At 38.0% G+C, this 16,613-nt stretch carries 25 protein-coding genes; 20 read left to right on the top strand and 5 right to left on the bottom strand.

What is annotated here, in order from left to right; all coding sequences use genetic code 11:
- Nucleotides 1-9: 9 nt before the first annotated feature.
- The 3 genes from ACIFPW_RS04055 to ACIFPW_RS04045 form a co-directional block, all read right to left on the bottom strand.
- A complete protein-coding gene (locus ACIFPW_RS04055; RefSeq protein ID WP_194221100.1) occupies nucleotides 10-189 on the bottom strand; it encodes a spore gernimation protein GerPD in 180 nt (59 codons plus the stop codon).
- Nucleotides 186-794, bottom strand: coding sequence for a spore germination protein GerPC (gene gerPC, locus ACIFPW_RS04050; protein ID WP_430242197.1), 609 nt, complete (start codon nucleotides 792-794; stop codon nucleotides 186-188). The genes ACIFPW_RS04055 and gerPC overlap by 4 nt, the downstream gene beginning before the upstream one ends.
- Before the next feature lie 161 nt (nucleotides 795-955).
- On the bottom strand, nucleotides 956-1,177 hold the full coding sequence (locus ACIFPW_RS04045; protein WP_194221102.1) for a spore germination protein: 222 nt from the start codon (nucleotides 1,175-1,177) through the stop codon (nucleotides 956-958).
- Between the two features lie 288 nt (nucleotides 1,178-1,465).
- Here ACIFPW_RS04045 and ACIFPW_RS04040 point away from each other — a divergent pair, with 288 nt between their 5' ends.
- The 18 genes from ACIFPW_RS04040 (at nucleotide 1,466) to ACIFPW_RS03955 (ending at nucleotide 13,726) form a co-directional block, all read left to right on the top strand.
- Nucleotides 1,466-2,131, top strand: coding sequence for a DUF4397 domain-containing protein (locus tag ACIFPW_RS04040; RefSeq protein ID WP_430242195.1), 666 nt, complete (start codon nucleotides 1,466-1,468; stop codon nucleotides 2,129-2,131).
- 127 nt (nucleotides 2,132-2,258) lie between these two features.
- On the top strand, nucleotides 2,259-2,498 hold the full coding sequence (locus ACIFPW_RS04035; protein WP_430242193.1) for a hypothetical protein: 240 nt from the start codon (nucleotides 2,259-2,261) through the stop codon (nucleotides 2,496-2,498).
- 55 nt (nucleotides 2,499-2,553) lie between these two features.
- Nucleotides 2,554-2,760, top strand: coding sequence for a DUF2188 domain-containing protein (locus tag ACIFPW_RS04030; protein WP_430242192.1), 207 nt, complete (start codon nucleotides 2,554-2,556; stop codon nucleotides 2,758-2,760).
- Nucleotides 2,761-2,845: 85 nt separating this feature from the next.
- On the top strand, nucleotides 2,846-3,328 hold the full coding sequence (locus tag ACIFPW_RS04025) for a ribonuclease H-like YkuK family protein (protein ID WP_430242190.1): 483 nt from the start codon (nucleotides 2,846-2,848) through the stop codon (nucleotides 3,326-3,328).
- A 95-nt stretch (nucleotides 3,329-3,423) separates the two neighbouring features.
- Nucleotides 3,424-4,245, top strand: a complete 822-nt coding sequence (locus ACIFPW_RS04020) for a DUF6612 family protein (protein WP_430242188.1) — start codon at nucleotides 3,424-3,426, stop codon at nucleotides 4,243-4,245.
- A 153-nt stretch (nucleotides 4,246-4,398) separates the two neighbouring features.
- The gene (gene moaA, locus ACIFPW_RS04015; protein ID WP_430242185.1) at nucleotides 4,399-5,418 is read left to right on the top strand and encodes a GTP 3',8-cyclase MoaA; all 1,020 of its coding nucleotides are present in this window, start codon (nucleotides 4,399-4,401) and stop codon (nucleotides 5,416-5,418) included.
- Between the two features lie 2 nt (nucleotides 5,419-5,420).
- Nucleotides 5,421-6,215, top strand: a complete 795-nt coding sequence (gene fdhD, locus ACIFPW_RS04010; protein ID WP_430242184.1) for a formate dehydrogenase accessory sulfurtransferase FdhD — start codon at nucleotides 5,421-5,423, stop codon at nucleotides 6,213-6,215.
- An 83-nt stretch (nucleotides 6,216-6,298) separates the two neighbouring features.
- Entirely contained in the window at nucleotides 6,299-6,571 is a 273-nt protein-coding gene (locus tag ACIFPW_RS04005) for a hypothetical protein (RefSeq protein WP_430242182.1), read from the top strand.
- A 133-nt stretch (nucleotides 6,572-6,704) separates the two neighbouring features.
- Nucleotides 6,705-8,546 carry an LTA synthase family protein gene (locus tag ACIFPW_RS04000; protein WP_430242181.1) on the top strand — a complete coding sequence of 614 codons (1,842 nt, stop codon included), beginning with the start codon at nucleotides 6,705-6,707 and terminating at the stop codon, nucleotides 8,544-8,546.
- 71 nt (nucleotides 8,547-8,617) lie between these two features.
- Nucleotides 8,618-8,872, top strand: coding sequence for a hypothetical protein (locus ACIFPW_RS03995; RefSeq protein WP_194221112.1), 255 nt, complete (start codon nucleotides 8,618-8,620; stop codon nucleotides 8,870-8,872).
- A gap of 175 nt (nucleotides 8,873-9,047) precedes the next feature.
- Nucleotides 9,048-9,908 carry a transporter substrate-binding domain-containing protein gene (locus ACIFPW_RS03990; RefSeq protein ID WP_430242179.1) on the top strand — a complete coding sequence of 287 codons (861 nt, stop codon included), beginning with the start codon at nucleotides 9,048-9,050 and terminating at the stop codon, nucleotides 9,906-9,908.
- A gap of 16 nt (nucleotides 9,909-9,924) precedes the next feature.
- Entirely contained in the window at nucleotides 9,925-10,602 is a 678-nt protein-coding gene (locus ACIFPW_RS03985) for an amino acid ABC transporter permease (protein WP_430242177.1), read from the top strand.
- Between the two features lie 217 nt (nucleotides 10,603-10,819).
- Nucleotides 10,820-11,542: a SurA N-terminal domain-containing protein gene (locus ACIFPW_RS03980; RefSeq protein WP_430242175.1), complete on the top strand. Its 723-nt coding sequence runs from the start codon at nucleotides 10,820-10,822 to the stop codon at nucleotides 11,540-11,542.
- 128 nt (nucleotides 11,543-11,670) lie between these two features.
- Nucleotides 11,671-12,306, top strand: a complete 636-nt coding sequence (locus tag ACIFPW_RS03975; protein WP_430242173.1) for an HD domain-containing protein — start codon at nucleotides 11,671-11,673, stop codon at nucleotides 12,304-12,306.
- Nucleotides 12,307-12,325: 19 nt separating this feature from the next.
- Complete coding sequence (locus ACIFPW_RS03970; RefSeq protein WP_430242172.1) at nucleotides 12,326-12,796, top strand: GNAT family N-acetyltransferase; 471 nt, start codon at nucleotides 12,326-12,328, stop codon at nucleotides 12,794-12,796.
- A 239-nt stretch (nucleotides 12,797-13,035) separates the two neighbouring features.
- Nucleotides 13,036-13,191 (top strand): aspartyl-phosphate phosphatase Spo0E family protein, encoded by a 156-nt coding sequence (locus ACIFPW_RS03965; protein WP_194221118.1) that lies wholly within the window; start codon nucleotides 13,036-13,038, stop codon nucleotides 13,189-13,191.
- Nucleotides 13,192-13,243: 52 nt separating this feature from the next.
- Nucleotides 13,244-13,483: a hypothetical protein gene (locus tag ACIFPW_RS03960; RefSeq protein WP_194221119.1), complete on the top strand. Its 240-nt coding sequence runs from the start codon at nucleotides 13,244-13,246 to the stop codon at nucleotides 13,481-13,483.
- Between the two features lie 102 nt (nucleotides 13,484-13,585).
- A complete protein-coding gene (locus tag ACIFPW_RS03955; RefSeq protein ID WP_404682473.1) occupies nucleotides 13,586-13,726 on the top strand; it encodes a hypothetical protein in 141 nt (46 codons plus the stop codon).
- Between the two features lie 133 nt (nucleotides 13,727-13,859).
- Here the strand turns inward: ACIFPW_RS03955 and ACIFPW_RS03950 are convergent, their stop codons facing one another.
- Both ACIFPW_RS03950 and ACIFPW_RS03945 read right to left on the bottom strand, forming a co-directional pair.
- Nucleotides 13,860-14,618 (bottom strand): DUF3891 family protein, encoded by a 759-nt coding sequence (locus tag ACIFPW_RS03950; protein ID WP_430242170.1) that lies wholly within the window; start codon nucleotides 14,616-14,618, stop codon nucleotides 13,860-13,862.
- A gap of 337 nt (nucleotides 14,619-14,955) precedes the next feature.
- Nucleotides 14,956-15,405, bottom strand: a complete 450-nt coding sequence (locus ACIFPW_RS03945; protein WP_430242168.1) for a protease complex subunit PrcB family protein — start codon at nucleotides 15,403-15,405, stop codon at nucleotides 14,956-14,958.
- Between the two features lie 170 nt (nucleotides 15,406-15,575).
- On the opposite strand from ACIFPW_RS03945, the gene ACIFPW_RS03940 reads away from it, so the two are divergent.
- Both ACIFPW_RS03940 and ACIFPW_RS03935 read left to right on the top strand, forming a co-directional pair.
- Nucleotides 15,576-15,794 (top strand): hypothetical protein, encoded by a 219-nt coding sequence (locus ACIFPW_RS03940; protein WP_430242166.1) that lies wholly within the window; start codon nucleotides 15,576-15,578, stop codon nucleotides 15,792-15,794.
- Nucleotides 15,795-16,019: 225 nt separating this feature from the next.
- On the top strand, nucleotides 16,020-16,541 hold the full coding sequence (locus ACIFPW_RS03935) for a hypothetical protein (RefSeq protein ID WP_430242165.1): 522 nt from the start codon (nucleotides 16,020-16,022) through the stop codon (nucleotides 16,539-16,541).
- Nucleotides 16,542-16,613 lie beyond the last annotated feature (72 nt).

Genomic DNA, 16,613 nt, shown 5'->3' with positions numbered 1-16,613 from the left:
AAATTCCCCTTATGATGACGCTAATGGAACAAATGGAGCTGAGATAATTAACGATTCCGGCGGTGTGTCGAAAATAGATGAGCAGACGATAGATTCTGTGTCTCCTACAAGAAACACAGAAGAACTTGCTACAGCTGTAATATTAATATGCCCTACTGAAAGTCCTCGATTTATGACGGTATATTTCATTTGGAATCAGTCCTTCCAGGTAAGTTTTTTAGAAAAGCCTCCATGCCATTAGTAATGTCTCGCTTTAATTTGTTCGTTACTTCTTCGACTAGTTGCTCTGTGCTTGACTCAGGCGAACGGTTGGATTGTTGATTAACATAATAGTTAATGCGCTGATCTAGCTGTTTTTGAATATCATTTAGGATGAAGTGACGGTAAGGATCATCAAGAGGATACTGATATTTTTTCTCTAACTCCCCTAGATGTTGGATAGCTCCTTTTTTCATGTAGGAATGAATGTTTTGCTGAATGGATTGAATGGCTTCCGGAGGTATGTTGCTTGGGTTCATTCCATTTCCCCCGTTTACTGTAAAGTCATCCAGAACATCAGCTCCTCCGTTTGGAGTTAAGCCAATATTTAACGTTCCATCAAGCCTTTCAATTTTTAATTGATCAAATTTATATTCGATTTTCTCAATGTTGGTTTTAGGAGCTTTCGATAACTCATGGCAGCTATTTCTTAAATCATCCACCATATCTTCAAGCATTTTGATTCGATTGTTTTGTTGTTCAATGTTTTGTTGCATCCGTTGCAAGATCGCATAGAAATTATCGGTTGGATACATTGACAATCAACTCCCGTATCAAAATGTTTATTCCACCAATAAAGGGTCACTCCCCAAATCTTAGGTAATCCAACCAGGTATCACTCAATATCTTTATGGTCCGATGGATAGAAGACTTTACACTATCGTATGTTCGATAGCAAAATTAGGTGAATGCCCTGCTAAATATTCGCAACAACATTTTGGTCAGCAATATCACTATCGTTAACGGTAGTGACGCTGTAATTACTATTTACGTTTAAGCCATCGCCTGTATTAAACGAACCGCCGCCCGCAAAGGTGCGTATTGCACTTGTTGGAGACACAATAAATACATCGCCGACGTGGAAAACACCGCTGCTTCCAATGGAATTGACTTTAATAGCTCCAACGATTGCCGGCATTTTTTCACATCCTTATTAATGGATTTCACTTATTACTGTATGCGGAACAATAGCGTATGTTCAAAGCTTCTAGCTTTGGTCTATTTACCGCATACTTCGCCTGCATCGTAGCAAACTTAAAAGCTCTAAATTATAAAAATACTTCTGCATCTAAACTATTATTCAGTAACAAAACCACCTATAAGAATTTTTTAATAAGTCATATGACGTTGGATCAGCAAATGAATAATTTATATCTTTCAGTAAAAAATAGGCAGGTTAACAAATGAATAGAAGGGAGTTTTTATAATGAAATGGATGTTGAATTTACTATTCATGCTAGCGCTTTTTGTCGTGCTTTCTCCTGAGGGTTTTGCAGCTGAGAAAAGTGATGCCAATGTGCGTGTTATTCATGCTTCACCAGATGCGCCGTCTGTCGATATTTATGTAGATGGTCAACCTGCTTTTGAAAAGGTTTCGTTTAAAGATGTGACAGATTATGCTGCTTTAACACCTGGTGAGAAGACGATTCAAATTTTTGCCTCTTCTGCTAACGGGGAAGGTAAACCGGCCCTTGAACAAAAATTAACTGTGGAATCAGGAAAAAACTATTCCGTACTTGCGATCGGTAAACTTGAGAACCTTGCCCTTAAAGTATTAGAAGATCAAAAAGGTTCAGGAGAAAAATCGGGATTGAGAGCTGTACATGCTTCACCGAACGCTCCAGCTGTTGATATTGGGGTGAAGGATGGAGATGCTCTTATTAAGAATCTCGCTTTTACCCAAAACTCTGAATATCAAATGGTCGATCCCGGGACATACAATTTAGAAGTTCGAGCCGCAGGATCTGATAAGGCTGTTCTTGATCTTCCTAACTTACCTGTTGAAGCAGGTGTGAACTACACAGCTATCGCCATTGGCTTATTGGATGGAGACCCCCCATTAAATGTTATTCTTCTAAAAGATGGGAAATAATAAGAAGACCGCAGCTTAGCTGCGGTTGTTTTTGTCTGGAGAGGTTCTGTTCGTTTATTGCATTATTTTCTAATACAATGGGGTCCAACAAGTCCATCTATACTGAAAAGAAAGGAAACGTGATCGAATGCATTCAAAACATACAGTGCGCTACATTTGCGAGCGTTATATAAGTAGGAATAGTTATTATTATAAACAGGAATTAATTACGCATGATACGTGGCAAAATCCTGCTTCAATTCAATGGTCTGCTAAAAGACCAATTTCAAGTAATACATTTTATCAGAAAGAAAAAGAAGGCTATAAGACAATTACTAAGCTACATGACAAAAAACCAGCGAAGGTTCTCCAGTTTTCTAAAACATAGTAAGGTTTATTCTACATCTTAGGAAGGAATGAGAGATAGCAAGGAGGAATAAAGGATGAAAACCATTTATCATGTACAGAGCGGAAAAACCGGTTCATGGGAGATCAAGAAAGAGGGGGCAGAACAAGCAACCAAAACTTTTGAAACAAAAGCAGAAGCGTATCAGTATGGAAGGTCATTATGTGATGAGAATCGTCCATCTGAATTGATTATTCATCAGGAGAACGGGCAAATCGAAGACCATAGCCTATACAATCGTTAGTAATTTCTGTTCTCTTCGTACATATTTTTCAGCTTATGAATAAACATAGTACTAACTACTATCCTAATGAAAGAAGGGAACCTTCATGGATTTTATTAGTCCAACAGCTGGAAAAGTAACGGTTGAACAGCTTACTCAACTCATTGAAAGCTATACGAAAGAAGATCCTAAAGGAACATACCGCATTGTGATTGGAACAGATTCGCAGACAAGCCGGAAAGCGACACAGTTTGTGACAGCCCTCATTATCCATCGCGTCGGCAAAGGAGCACGCATTTTCTATCGAAAAGTAAAACACAAGCCGATTCATGAGCTCAGGCATCGCATTTATAAAGAAACCCAAATGAGTCTTGAGCTCATGGAATCGTTAAAGGATGAAGGATTTTCAACGCTATTAGAAACCTGGCCGATTGAGATTCATCTCGATGTTGGAAAGCAAGGGGAAACGCGTAAAATCATACAGGAAGTTGTAGGTTGGGTAACTTCTGTTGGCTATATTGCTAGAATCAAGCCCGACTCATATGGGGCAAGCAGCGTTGCAGATCGCTATACAAAATCAATTAGTTAAACTGGCGGAATATGCCAGTTTTATTTTCTTTTATGAAACTTCACTCTCGCTCATTCGTATTATTAGTAGAATAAATACTATGGAGGAGTGGTGAGATGAAGTTACGAATGATCACGATTCTTAGTGCACTGATGCTTATTCTTGCAGCATGTAGTGGTACAACAGAATCCGGAGGCGAAGTCAGCGTTGATAAAGGAATTGACGCTCAGGAAGTATTTGAGAAGTCAATTGCGGCTCAAGAAGAGATTAAGAATTTCCATATGAATGCGGATATGACGCAAAGTATTGGTTCAGATGAAGAAGAGATGGATATTAATAGCGTGATTGACGCTGATATGGTGCTGGATCCTATTGCTTTTCATCAAATGATTGATATGACAGCAAATGGTGAAACAATGCAAATGGAATCATACTTTACTGAAGAAGGTTTCTTTATGAAGCAGGGTGAGCAATGGATGAAATTCCCTGATGAAATGACAGATACGCTTCTTTCTCTTCAGGAAACTCAAGCTGATCCAGCTGAACAAATGGAAATGCTCAAAGAATATGTCGATGAATTTACTTTATCAGAAGAAGATGATACTTATGTAATGACATTGAAAGCTTCGGGTGAGAAATTTCAAGGTTTGATGGAGAAAACAGCTGAAGACATGGGCTCACAAAATCAAATGATGGAAGATGCCATGGATCAAATGAAAGTGAACAATGTGGAATACACATACGCGATCGATAAGGAAAGCTATCTCCCTGTTCAAATGGACATGAAGATGGACAGTGAAATGAGCATGGAAGGCGAAACAATTTCCACGATTATGGAGATGAACTCCACTTATGACAAGTACAATGAAATTGAAGAAGTGAAGGTTCCTGAGGAAGTTATTTCACAAGCAAAAGAAATGCCAGGTATGGAACAATAATAATAAGGAGTGCTGCTGAAAAAGCGGCGCTCTTTTATTATGAATATAGAAATATTTAATAACTACTTATGAATCCGATAAGTTATAACTGGAAAAAAGTACCCTGAAGCGTTACGATTAGCACATGACAACTGTTTGAAAGGAGCGAGGTTCATGTCAACTGAAACATTATTATACGATCAACTGAAACGTCCTTTAAGAGATCTTCGTATATCGGTAACGGACCGTTGTAATTTCCGCTGTCGTTACTGTATGCCTGAAGAAACGTTCGGTCCAGATTATGAATTTCTTCCTAAAACGAGCCTTCTCCAATTTGAGGAGATTACTCGTCTCGCTCGGTTATTTGTTGAGATGGGGGTTGAGAAGATTCGTCTGACTGGCGGAGAACCGCTACTTAGAAGGGATCTCGATGTCCTTATTGGTATGCTATCACAAATTAAAGGTCTTGATGATATAGCTTTAACAACGAATGCTTCTTTATTAAAAAAGAGCGCATTAAAATTAAAGCAGGCAGGTCTCACTAGGGTGAATGTTAGTCTTGATGCCATTCATGATGAAACGTTTGGCAAAATGAATGGGAGAGGAACTAAGATAAAACCTGTTCTCGAAGGCATTCAGGCTGCAGCCGATGCAGGACTTCAAGTTAAAATTAATATGGTCGTTCAAAAGGGAGTTAACGATCACGAGATCGTTCCAATGGCTTCGTATTTTAGAAATAGCGGGCACATCGTTCGCTTTATTGAGTATATGGATGTAGGAAATTCAAATGGATGGAAGTTTGATCATGTGATGAATAAGAAAGATATTATTGATCAAATAGCAGAGACTTTTCCTCTTAAATCTGTTGATGCTGCATACTTTGGCGAAGTAGCAAGCCGCTATCAATATGAAGATGGATCTGGTGAAATTGGTGTCATTTCATCTGTCAGTGATTCGTTTTGTTCTAGCTGTACAAGAGCGCGCCTTTCAGCTGATGGAGCTCTTTACACTTGCTTGTTTGCTTCGAAAGGAATGAGCTTACGAAATCCGCTTCGTAATGGAGCGACAGATGACGAATTACGGACGATGCTAACAAATCTCTGGAACGGTCGACATGATCGCTATTCAGATGAGCGAACAGAGGAAAGTGTTTTAAATAGAGACAAGATTGAAATGTCATTTATAGGTGGATAATCATGGAGAAACAATTCAAACATACGACTGAACGCAAAATCACACGGTATGAAGGTGGGAAATTTAAAGAGAAGGAAGACGTGATTGCTCTTGAGAAACCAATCACGATTCGAATTAATCATACTGAATTCGCAACGCTTGTTTGTACACCTGATCATTTAGAAGATATGGTCATTGGATTTCTCGCTTCAGAAGGGGTGATTCGATCTTATCACGATGTGGAAGAAATGCTTTTTAATGATGGACAAGGGATTGTAAATGTAAAAGCTGCTGTTCAAGGTTCATTAACGTCTGATACATATACAAAGCGCGTCATTAGCTCATGCTGTGGAAAAAGTAGACATTTTTATTTGAAAAGTGATTCAAAAACGGCTCGGACGATTATGAAGGCACCTAAATTAACGGCTTCCGTTTGTCTTGCTAATATGAGAACGTTGCAAGAGGAGTCAGCTACGTTTAAATCGACTGGTGGTGTTCATAACGCGGCCATTTTCAAAAATGGGGAAATGGTGGCTTCACGTACTGACATTGGAAGACATAATGCTCTTGATAAGCTATATGGTTACGTACTCCGTCATCATCTTCATCCTTCTGATCTTAGCGTTGCGTTTAGCGGGAGAATTTCATCAGAAGTTGTTATTAAGCTATCCAAGATGGGTATTGGTGTACTGCTCTCAAAATCGGCTCCCACCGAGCTTGCCATTCAATTAGCGGATGATCTTAACATTACAACAGTAGGGTTTATTCGCCATGAAGGCTTCAATGTTTATACAAAACCAGAACGGATTCTGAATTAGAACACCTCTAGATTGGAGGTGTTTTTTTGATGAAGTCGTTCATACTACTGAACAAATAAGCATTTTGGAAAGGTGGATATGCAATGGGTTGGACGATAGCTGTGATATTCTGGATTGCTGGTGTTGTATTGGTAGGAAGCCCCAAGTATTTGTTTCATCGTCTTGAGGCTATGAAATCGGATACGGCGGGTCATGCAAGCGCATCTGAAGCAACAGATAAAGAAGAAAGTATTTTCTTTTTTATTGAAACGAAAGCTCTTGATTCAATACCGTGGTGGGTTGTAACGATTTCTTGTGTCACAATTGGACTTTTTCTTATTGCGTTTGGAGTAATCGCCCTTGTTTTTTCCTATTAAAATGAAACTTTCTTGATTATTCATTCGTCTTTAGAGAGGAGGGATTTGCCGTAGTTTGGTTATCCCCCTTTGGTGGTAAATAAAGAAAGAAAGAGTTCATTTATGTTAGGGAGATATAAGGGGTGTGTGACAGATGGAAGCAGAGAGAAGAAAAGTAAAGTCAGTGTGGCATTTTTATTTATTATTAGTAGGATTACTTGTTCTAAAAACGTACCTTGTTTATCGATTTGAATTTTCGTTTTCGTTGAGCGGAATTGGCGAAGAAATGTTTCTTTTCATTAATTCAATAGGGTCAATCGTATTACTGCTAGGTATAGGTCTTTTTAGGAAGCAGTCAAAACCAGGCCTAATACTAGCAGTTTATTTTATTTTATCAGCTCTACTTTATTGTAATATTTTATATTATCGTTTCTACATAGACTTTGTTACCGTTCCTGTTCTTTTTCAATTCGGTAATGTTGGAGGGCTAGGTCAAAGTACAGTTGAGCTGTTGAATTTATATGATCCGCTCATCGTGTTCGACTCCATCATCTTATTTTGGATCCTAAAACGAAATCATTTACATAAGATCCCTTTATCAGAGAAACTACGAAAAAGAACGGCGCTTACTGGTGTCGCCGTATTAGTAGGAACAGCTGGACTGGCGTTGATTATGCATCCATTACTATTTGAAAAATCATATGATCGAGAGTTATTTGTTAAGTCACTAGGTGCCTACACATACCATATTTATGATATAGGCTATAACTCGTTTACATCCATTAATAGTGCGTTTGCGGATGATACCGAACTATCAGAAATCGAAAGTTATGTTGAGAAAAAGGAATTGAAATCTTCCTCCTATGAAGGGATCGCAAAAGGGAAAAATTTGATCATTATTTCTTTGGAATCTACGCAAGCATTTATGCTTGATGAAAGTATCGATGGGGAAGAAGCAACACCTTATCTAAATAAGTTGAAGGAAGAAAGCTTTTTCTTTCCCAATTTCTATCACCAGACAGCACAGGGGAAAACGTCTGATGCTGAATTTATGATTGATAACAGTTTGTATCCACTTTCCGGTGGGTCTGTGTTCGTAAGAAAGCCACAGAATGAGTTTTTCTCACTTCCTGAGGCATTAAATGACGAGGGGTATACGACAACTTCTTTTCATGGAAATGATCGAGAATTTTGGAATCGGTCAGAAATGTATGAAACGCTTGGTTACGATCGTTTTTATTCAAAAAAGGATTTTGAAGTGAGTGACGATAATTCCATTAACTACGGTTTGAAGGATATCCCATTCTTCAAGCAATCAATTCCTTACTTAAAAGAACTGGATCAGCCATATTCGGCAAAATTTCTTACGCTGACAAATCATTTTCCTTACTTATTAGAAGAAAAGGATACAATGATTTCACTGCCGGAGACGCCGGAAGAAGTAGTAAACCGATATTATGCAACGGTTCGCTATGAGGATGAAGCGATAAAGACTTTCTTTGAAGAAATGAAAGCTGCCGGTTTATATGAAGACTCCATTTTTGTTCTTTATGGTGATCATTATGGGTTATCTGAAACTTATGATAAAGCTCTTGGCGACTATCTAGGTGAAGAAATAGGTCCTGTTGAACATGTCGATCTACAAAAAGTGCCTCTCATCATTCACGTCCCAGGTGAAGAAGGAAAGGTGATTGATACAGTTGGAGGACAAGTTGATTTAAAGCCGACAATATTAGAGCTGTTAGGCGTAGAAGAAAGCACAAGTTTGAATTTTGGCACAAGCCTATTCTCGAAAAAACGAGAAGACCTCGTTATTTTCAGGGATGGAAGTTTTGTGACAGAGAATCTTATCTATACTAAAAATACGTGTTATAACAAAGAAACAAGTTCAAAAACCAATCGAAACAAATGTGCTCGCTATTTTGGTCAGGTTCAAGATGAATTAGATTATTCTGATCAAGTGATCTATGGCGATTTACTCCGTTTCATTGAATAGCTTTGGTGTTCATTCTGAGTCGTTCATGGTACGCTTAAATAGGATTAATGACTGTAAAGGGATGAGTATACATGGATTTGCAGAGGTTACAAATTCTAACTGAAGTAGTGAGAGAGTACAAAACAGCTATTCACATGGATCAAAATAAAGATGAGGTAGGTAGAGAAGTTCTCGATATTGTGATGAATTCTCAGGATCTCGTTTTATATGGACATGTAAAAAGAGCTAAAGATGTTGATAAATTTCCTGGTGAAGCTTTGAAGCACCTCGATCAGGCTACAAAATATCTTCATGAAAAAATAGATGAACAGTTGAAACACTCTTGAACCTAAGGGTGTTTTCTTTACGATTGACATTGTTTTTATCGTAACATAGCGATCAAAACATTGATTGAAAAATGGAAATAGTTTGTGTATAAAAGAATGTGTTGTAATTGTTGCAATACACTGTCATATAGTGATATGTTTTTACTGTTTACTAGATTAAAGGAGAGTGAAATGAATGACTAATTTCGTTAAGCGACTGGCTCCTGTACTTTTAATGGGGCTAGTTGTTTTTGTGATAAGTGCTTGTTCGAACGGTGGAAACGAATCGAATGAAGCATCTGAAAATAAACCGACTGCCTGGGAAGAGATTCAAGAAGAAGGAAAGATTACGGTAGCTACGTCTGGGACGCTCTATCCAACTTCTTATTATGAAGAAGGTTCTGACGAAGTGACGGGGTACGAAGTTGAAGTTGTAAAAGAGATGGCGAAACGCCTTGATCTTGAAGTTGAATTTGAAGAAATGGGCTTTGATGGCATGTTAACAAGCATCAACTCAGGGAAAGTAGATCTTGCTGCAAACGACATAACATCAACGGAAGAGCGAGAAGAAAAATTCGCTTTTTCTGAACCAGTTAAATACTCTTACGGAACTGCGATCGTAAGAAAAGATGATTTATCTGGAATTGACTCACTAGATGATCTTGAGGGGAAAAAAGCCGCTGGTGCTTCAACAACGGTTTATATGAAGGTAGCTCGTGAGCACGGTGCTGAAGAAGTAACTTACGATAATGCGACAAATGAACAGTATTTACGTGATGTATCAACAGGGAGAACGGATATTATCCTGAATGATTATTACTTACAGAAGCTCGCTCTTGCTGCCTTTCCGGATTTAAATATTACAATCCATCCAGATATCGAATATTATCCAAATGACCAGTCGATCGTTATGAAAAAAGATAGCGGAGAACTTGAAACAAAAGTGAATGAAACCATTAAAGAGATGAAGGAAGACGGGACGCTCAAAGAGCTTTCAGAGAAATTCTTTGATGGAGCTAACGTATCAGTTAAGCCAGATATTGATTTTGAAGAATAAGTGGGAGTTGTAACAAGTGGGGGAAATACATTGGGAATATCTATTTGATGCGGGTCTTGCGTTAAAGTCGTTTCCCTATGTCATTCAAGGACTTGGATTAACGTTATTGATCGCGTTTGTTGGAATGATTATCGGGCTGGTGATGGGGTTATTTCTTGCTCTTGGAAGAATGTCAAAATGGAGAGCCCTCAGGTGGCCAGCTCGACTTTACATTTCGTTTATGAGAGGTACACCGATTCTTGTTTTTCTTTATATTCTTTATTTCGGGTTACCTGTCGTTGGCATTGAGTTTTCAGCTTTAACATCAGCATTGATTGGTTTTAGCTTAAATAGCGCCGCCTATATTGCTGAAATACAGCGATCTGCGCTGTCATCTGTTGAAAAAGGGCAGTGGGAGGCATCGACCGCGCTCGGTATGCCTTATTGGACAACAATGAGGGAAGTCGTATTGCCGCAGGCAACGCGAATAGCGATTCCGCCATTATCGAATGTGATGCTTGATCTAATCAAGGCATCATCTTTAGCGGCGGTCATTACAGTTCCAGAATTACTCCATCATGCGAAAATAGTTGGAGGCCGAGAGTTCGACTTTATGACGATGTACATATTAGTTGCGCTAATTTATTGGGCTGTTTGTGTATGTGTGTCTTTCATACAAGAGCGATTAGAAAAACGATATCACTATTTACACTAACCCTAGATGATTTTCTAGGGTTTTTTCTTTTGCCTTATTTTTTACTAAAGGTATCTTTGCTATTATTGTTGATTATTCGAACTGTGGCTTTACTATAGTCAGTCTTGAAAAAACAAAAATATCCCATATTTATTATGAAGTATTTTTAAGAATGTTATAATAAGTCCTATAATCAACATAGACGTTTCGTCATATTTGAAGGGAGTTCATCATCTGCATGAAAAAACATCTTAGCTTATTAATGCTTATTGGGGTTCTTTTGCTCGCTGCTTGTAACAATAATAGTGAAGCGAAAAAAGAAGAAAAGCCTTCAGAAGAATCAGCAACAATGGATCAAACACAGGAAGAACTAGAAGCAATGAAGGTAAAAGAAGATAAGGTTGTTGCTACTGTAAATGGAGAAGATATTAAGGGAAAAGATTATAATTCGATGCTAGTTCAAACTCAGCTGCGCTATACGATGAGCGGTGAAGATCCATCGGATACGGAAGTGGCGAAGTCAATTGAAGAAGAAGTTATGGATAATTTAATCGGACAGGAACTTCTGCTTCAGAAAGCAAAAGAAGAAGGTTTCTCTGCATCAGATAAAGAAGTTGAAACTGAACTTGAGCAAATAAAGGCTCAATTTGATGGTGAGGATGAGCTGAAGAAAGCGCTAGAAGGTCAAGGCAGGACGCTGGCTCAGCTTGAAAGTCAATATTCTGATATTGTCGTTGTAGATAAATTTGTTAAAGAGAAAATTGAAACACCCGAAGTGACCGAAGAAGAGATGAAAGCATTTTATAATGATCAGTTCTCAAAAGATGCTGAGAATCCACCATCTTATGAAGAAATGAAGGATCGTATAAAAGACTATTTGATTGACACCAAAACGCAAGAGAAAGTTCAGCAAATGAAAGAAGATTTACTAAAGAAAGCAGAAGTCGAAGAGAAGTTATAGGTCAGCACATAGCTGGCCTTTTTTTGTGAGGGTTAAGTTATAGCTACTAGTATCAATTTTTCGATTTATAATCGAGAGGAGATTTCGAGTAGGCATAACCCAACTATTAGAGAAGGAGACATATTACCGTGGAAACTATTTTGAATGAACTTAGAACGTACGTTAGACGAAAATTAGAAAGAGAAGGTAGCGGTCACGACTGGCATCATATTGATCGGGTTGTCAAACAAGCAAAAAGAATAGCAGATGAAGAGAGTGCTAACACATTTATTTGTGAAGTAGCAGCACTCGTTCATGATTTAGCAGATGATAAAGTAGCTTCCTCAGAGCAGGATGGAATAAGAGAGGTAGAAGCGCTGCTCTATCAATTAAAGGCCGCGGATCGAGAACACGTAATGGAAATTATTACGACTATTTCTTATAAAGGAGGGAATCGTCCACCAGTTAAGAGTCTCGAAGCACAAGTTGTGCAAGATGCGGACAGATTAGATGCGATAGGGGCGATTGGCGTCGCACGAACGTTTGTGTACGCCGGCTCCAAAGCAGAAGTGATTTATGACCCTTCTATTGAACCAAGAACAAATATGACAATGGATGCCTATCGAAATGAACAGTCTACCGCTATTAATCATTTTTATGAAAAACTTTTGAAATTAAAAGATCTTATGAATACCGAGACGGGAAAAAGTCTTGCAGAAGAACGGCATGAATTTATACAATCATTTTTATCACAATTTCATGGAGAGTGGGAAGGGAATCGATAAGGTTATGAGAATTCACCCTATGACTTTAGAAAAGGCACGCGAAATTCAAACGTGGACATATGATGAACCTTATTCTTTGTATAGTTTTAAAGGCGATCAAGAAGAATTATTAGAGTTTATGAATGGGGCCTATTTTTATGTGATCGATGACAAAAGAAATTTGATTGGGTACTTTTGCTATGGAGAATCGGCGCAAGTACCAGCTGGTCACCAAGTTGACGCCTACGAGGAGAATTATATCGATATTGGCCTTGGACTACATCCTAATCAGACAGGCAAAGGAACAGGATTGGTATTTTTGAAGGTAGGACTTGCTTATGCAATTGAATACAATGGGTTCTTAGGTTTCAGACTGACTGTAGCATCGTTTAATAGGAGAGCGATCAAGGTGTATGAGAGAGCGGGATTCACATTTGAAAAATCATTTACGAACGGCTCGACGAATTTTAATATCATGATAAGAAGAAATGGGAGTAGCACTCATCTATAAATGCAAACGATGGATTAAACAATTGAAAAAGGGGAATAAGAGAACTATATAAGTAACCTTATACAGGAGGATAGTTTCATACAGAGAGCTATTTCTTTACACAATTAATCGAGTTTAGCAAAAGATTTTGTCTTATTCCTACTAATTCTGACATAGCATAGGAAGTTTGGTCGAATACGTTTTGATTCCTTCTAGAAATGGGCATAATGGTAATGTATTGGCATGAGGAGGAATGAGACATGTATGATGCAATTGAAAAAAAACGCAAAGAAATGTTTGAAGTTGCGGGACGATATGGATTTGCATCAGAGAGAACCATTCGCTGTAGTCAGGAGCTTGACCGATTATTAAATGCCCTAATGCAAATGAACCATCAAAATGAGGAAGTTTTGTGAAACTAACATCTGCTATTTTCTTCCTGTGTGGTAAAGTAAAGGAGGAAACCTTATGAAATTCGATCTCAAATCAATTCTCACAAAAGAGTTGTTTGATTGGATAGAAGATCATCCTAAGAGGAACCAATTAATTGAATCAATTCAGGGAGAGATCTTTCAATCAGTGGTTCATTTCCGCGAATGGAACGACTCCAATTATAATGGGAACGAAGATTGGCTACTTTTTGCACTGCGTAACGAAGAAACATGGCGAAACGAAGTAGACCCACTTGACCAGTGTGAAAGCCGTTAGTTAAACGGCTTTTTTGTTGTGGTTAAACCTTTACTTTAATTAAGTAAGCGCTTACAATAATAGAAAGAATAGTTAGAATAATCGAATAAGGGTGTGTTGAGAATGAGAAGCGAGACGAGTTATCGAATGCTTGCCTTTGAAAAATTCAACGCTGAAAAGAATTGGTCAGAAAACAATCGCCTTTTTAATTATTCCATTGCCGGTCTGGGAACTATTTTCTATTTTGTAACGTTACTTTTCTAACGCCTTTCTTAGGAGAGGGGACTTTGTATACTCACACAGGAACTTCCTAAATGATTAGGAAGTTCCTATTTAAGTTGACGTGATGAATCTGGCTTTCGTTCAGAGGCAAATATCTCACTGTCTATTGTCAGCATTAGCTACTAAAGTAAAATCTACGATATTCAATTGGAGTGAATTGATAAGCTTTTGAAATTCCTTCAGTTTCGATCAGTTTTTTTGGAACACGCTTAAGCTGCACTTGAAAGACGTGATCTTCATGAAATAGAGGATGAGATATTTGTATCGTATCAGTAGATTTCCAGCTTGTCTGTATTGAATCCTGTTCCTCCAGAAAATAAAAGGATTGAGGGAATCCATTCCGATACCAGGAGAGCTCTTCCTCTTTTTGGACACCCGGTTCTTGAAAACATGCATAGAGCGACAGGTCGTCACAAAATTGAAGAAGCTGATAGTGAAATGTTAGAAGATCATCAGGTATATCAATTGATTCCTTGAGCTGATCCTGTCTATTCTCTTCTTCTGCGTAAAAACGGATCGCATGTTCAGACTCGGCACCATTAAAGAAAGAGCGATAGTGTTTGCTACAAAGAAAAGCCCCGTAAGTTGTTTTTTCATTCACTTCCTCGATCCCTTTCTTATAGAATTCTAGCTTAGTAGCTAGAGGAAAGTCTAAGAAGGAGTAGGGTGCTTCGCGTCGATCATTCCAAAATGGAACTTCATCAAGTGGAATCCATCCACGATCATGATGTTTTATCGCATATAAAACATCTTCCTGATAGAGATTACCTGGCCAAAAAGACTTTCGCAACGCTTCTGCAAACTGCCCTGAAAGCAAAGCGTGATCATGCTGTGTAATCATGACAAAATAATCATTATCTTCATAAACAATCATATCCTCAGTCCTTTCAATAAAAGCGTAATTCCCCGTTAATGGCCGACAATCACTGGAGTCTCTCAAATGAACACGCGATTTGTGTTCAGCATGAGAGATGAAGTGATCGAGGCCATGGGGAATGGAGCTGGATAAATAAAAGCGTAATTCCCCGTTAATGGCCGACAATCACTGGAGTCTCTCAAATGAACACGCGATTTGTGTTCAGCATGAGAGATGAAGTGATCGAGGCCATGGGGGAATGGAGCTGGATAAATAAAAGCGAAATTCCCCTGTTAATGGCTCATTACGAATGTTGTAAGCGTTGTGATTTTGTGTGTAACAAAAAAGCGAATCCTTAATTAGGAACGCTTTTTTGAATTTCTTTAAAATTAACACGAGTATTCGTCATCTCGATTTTTGAGATCACAATTGGTTTTGTAATGGCTTGTGTAACCATATCATCCTTTTTCGGCTCAGTATAGAAATACGAGACAACAATTTCGTTGCCTTCTTTAATGATACTGTCGATTGAGACTGAATAACCACCTGTTGGCATCTCACCACGAGTAATAATAATATAGAGATCGTCATTTGATGGAATTGTAAAAGTGGATTTTTCTAACCATTTTTGTTGAACGGTTGTCTGAACATCTTTAGGAGCATTCTGCATTTCGACTGTTTCAAAAGCGATGTTTTCCTGCATTTGTTCTCCTCCGTTCGATTCGTTAGAGGTTTGAGATGAATTATTACCGCACCCCGCCAAGATAACGAACATCATTGAAATAACTAGTAATAATGAACGCAATGTCCTACTCCTTCCTCTATATAGAATCTTTCATTTTAGTAAAGCTGAAACTATCTTAAGTTTAGCGAATTTCATTACGCTTGGAAAGAGTCGGGTGTGAAAACGATTATAATTTCTGTTAATAGGGTAATAAAAATGTGAGACGTTGACGTATTGAAAGGAGACAAATCATGCAGAATGAAATTTTAAGCTTTTTAAGAAATGTCGAGGAACCGGTGAGTACTAGAGAAATAATGGAGTACTTATCAGGAAAAGGGTACAATCCTGATGAAGAAGAACTCGTTCGCATCATTAAACAAATGCCACAAGGGTCAGTTCAACAGGAATATGATGCCTCCGTTATTGATCCATCACCATCGGTCTTGTACAAAGCAGGACCTAATGCATAAGGCCTTATTTGCGGAATTGATCAACTAAATACAAACCAGCAATCAGTAAGAAAACAATTCCAGTTCCATAAAGTACATCTATAATCAAATCCATCTAATGACATCCTTTCTCTGGATCTTTATTTTAGTGTATCAAAACTTCTTATTCATTAAAGTTTTTTTGTTATATTCGGATAAGGAAATGATATACTAGGTGCATTGAGATAAGCGTGGAAGGATGTCGTTATGAAGAAATGGAAGTTAGATAGTTCTAAGCTAATTATATTGTTTTTTATTGTTTTTATTATTGTAGGCGCTGTCAATGTACTGTTTAGTGATCGGAAAATGAATACTAGTGAATACTTGCTTAGTGAAAATCAAAGAGACGTGGTATCAAGATCGGAGACGCAGCCAAAAATGCCTATAGGCGCTCTGGTGAATAGTAAACTAGCAGAAGATCACAGTATTACCCTTACTGCCAAGATAAAGTATGAAGGGGACGAGAATACTCAGGTTGAGGTAGTAAAAGACCGGCTATTGGATTACCAAATTATTGAACAAAATACAGACGAAGTTGTTATTCCATATAATTCTTTAGTACCTTCAGTCGAAAAGAATGTGTCTAATGATGAAATTATCGAAGGGGATTCACTTGCTACAGAACCTCTAGATCCAGGTGCATATCAGATTGAAGTTAAAGTACCTATTGTGATGAATAATAAAGAAGAGAGTTTCTTGTTTCGAATTCCAGTTGAAATAGCACCATAAACTTCCTTAGAGGAAGTTTTTTTGGTTTATTCTTTAAAAAGGATGCTGAGATAGGACTGTTGTTTAAATCAT

This window comes from Pseudalkalibacillus sp. NRS-1564, assembly GCF_050467905.1.
GTDB classification, from domain to species: Bacteria; Bacillota; Bacilli; order Bacillales; family Guptibacillaceae; genus Guptibacillus; species Guptibacillus hwajinpoensis_B.
Note: the sequence above shows the minus strand (reverse complement) of the source record. Positions and strands in the feature narration are given on the sequence as shown.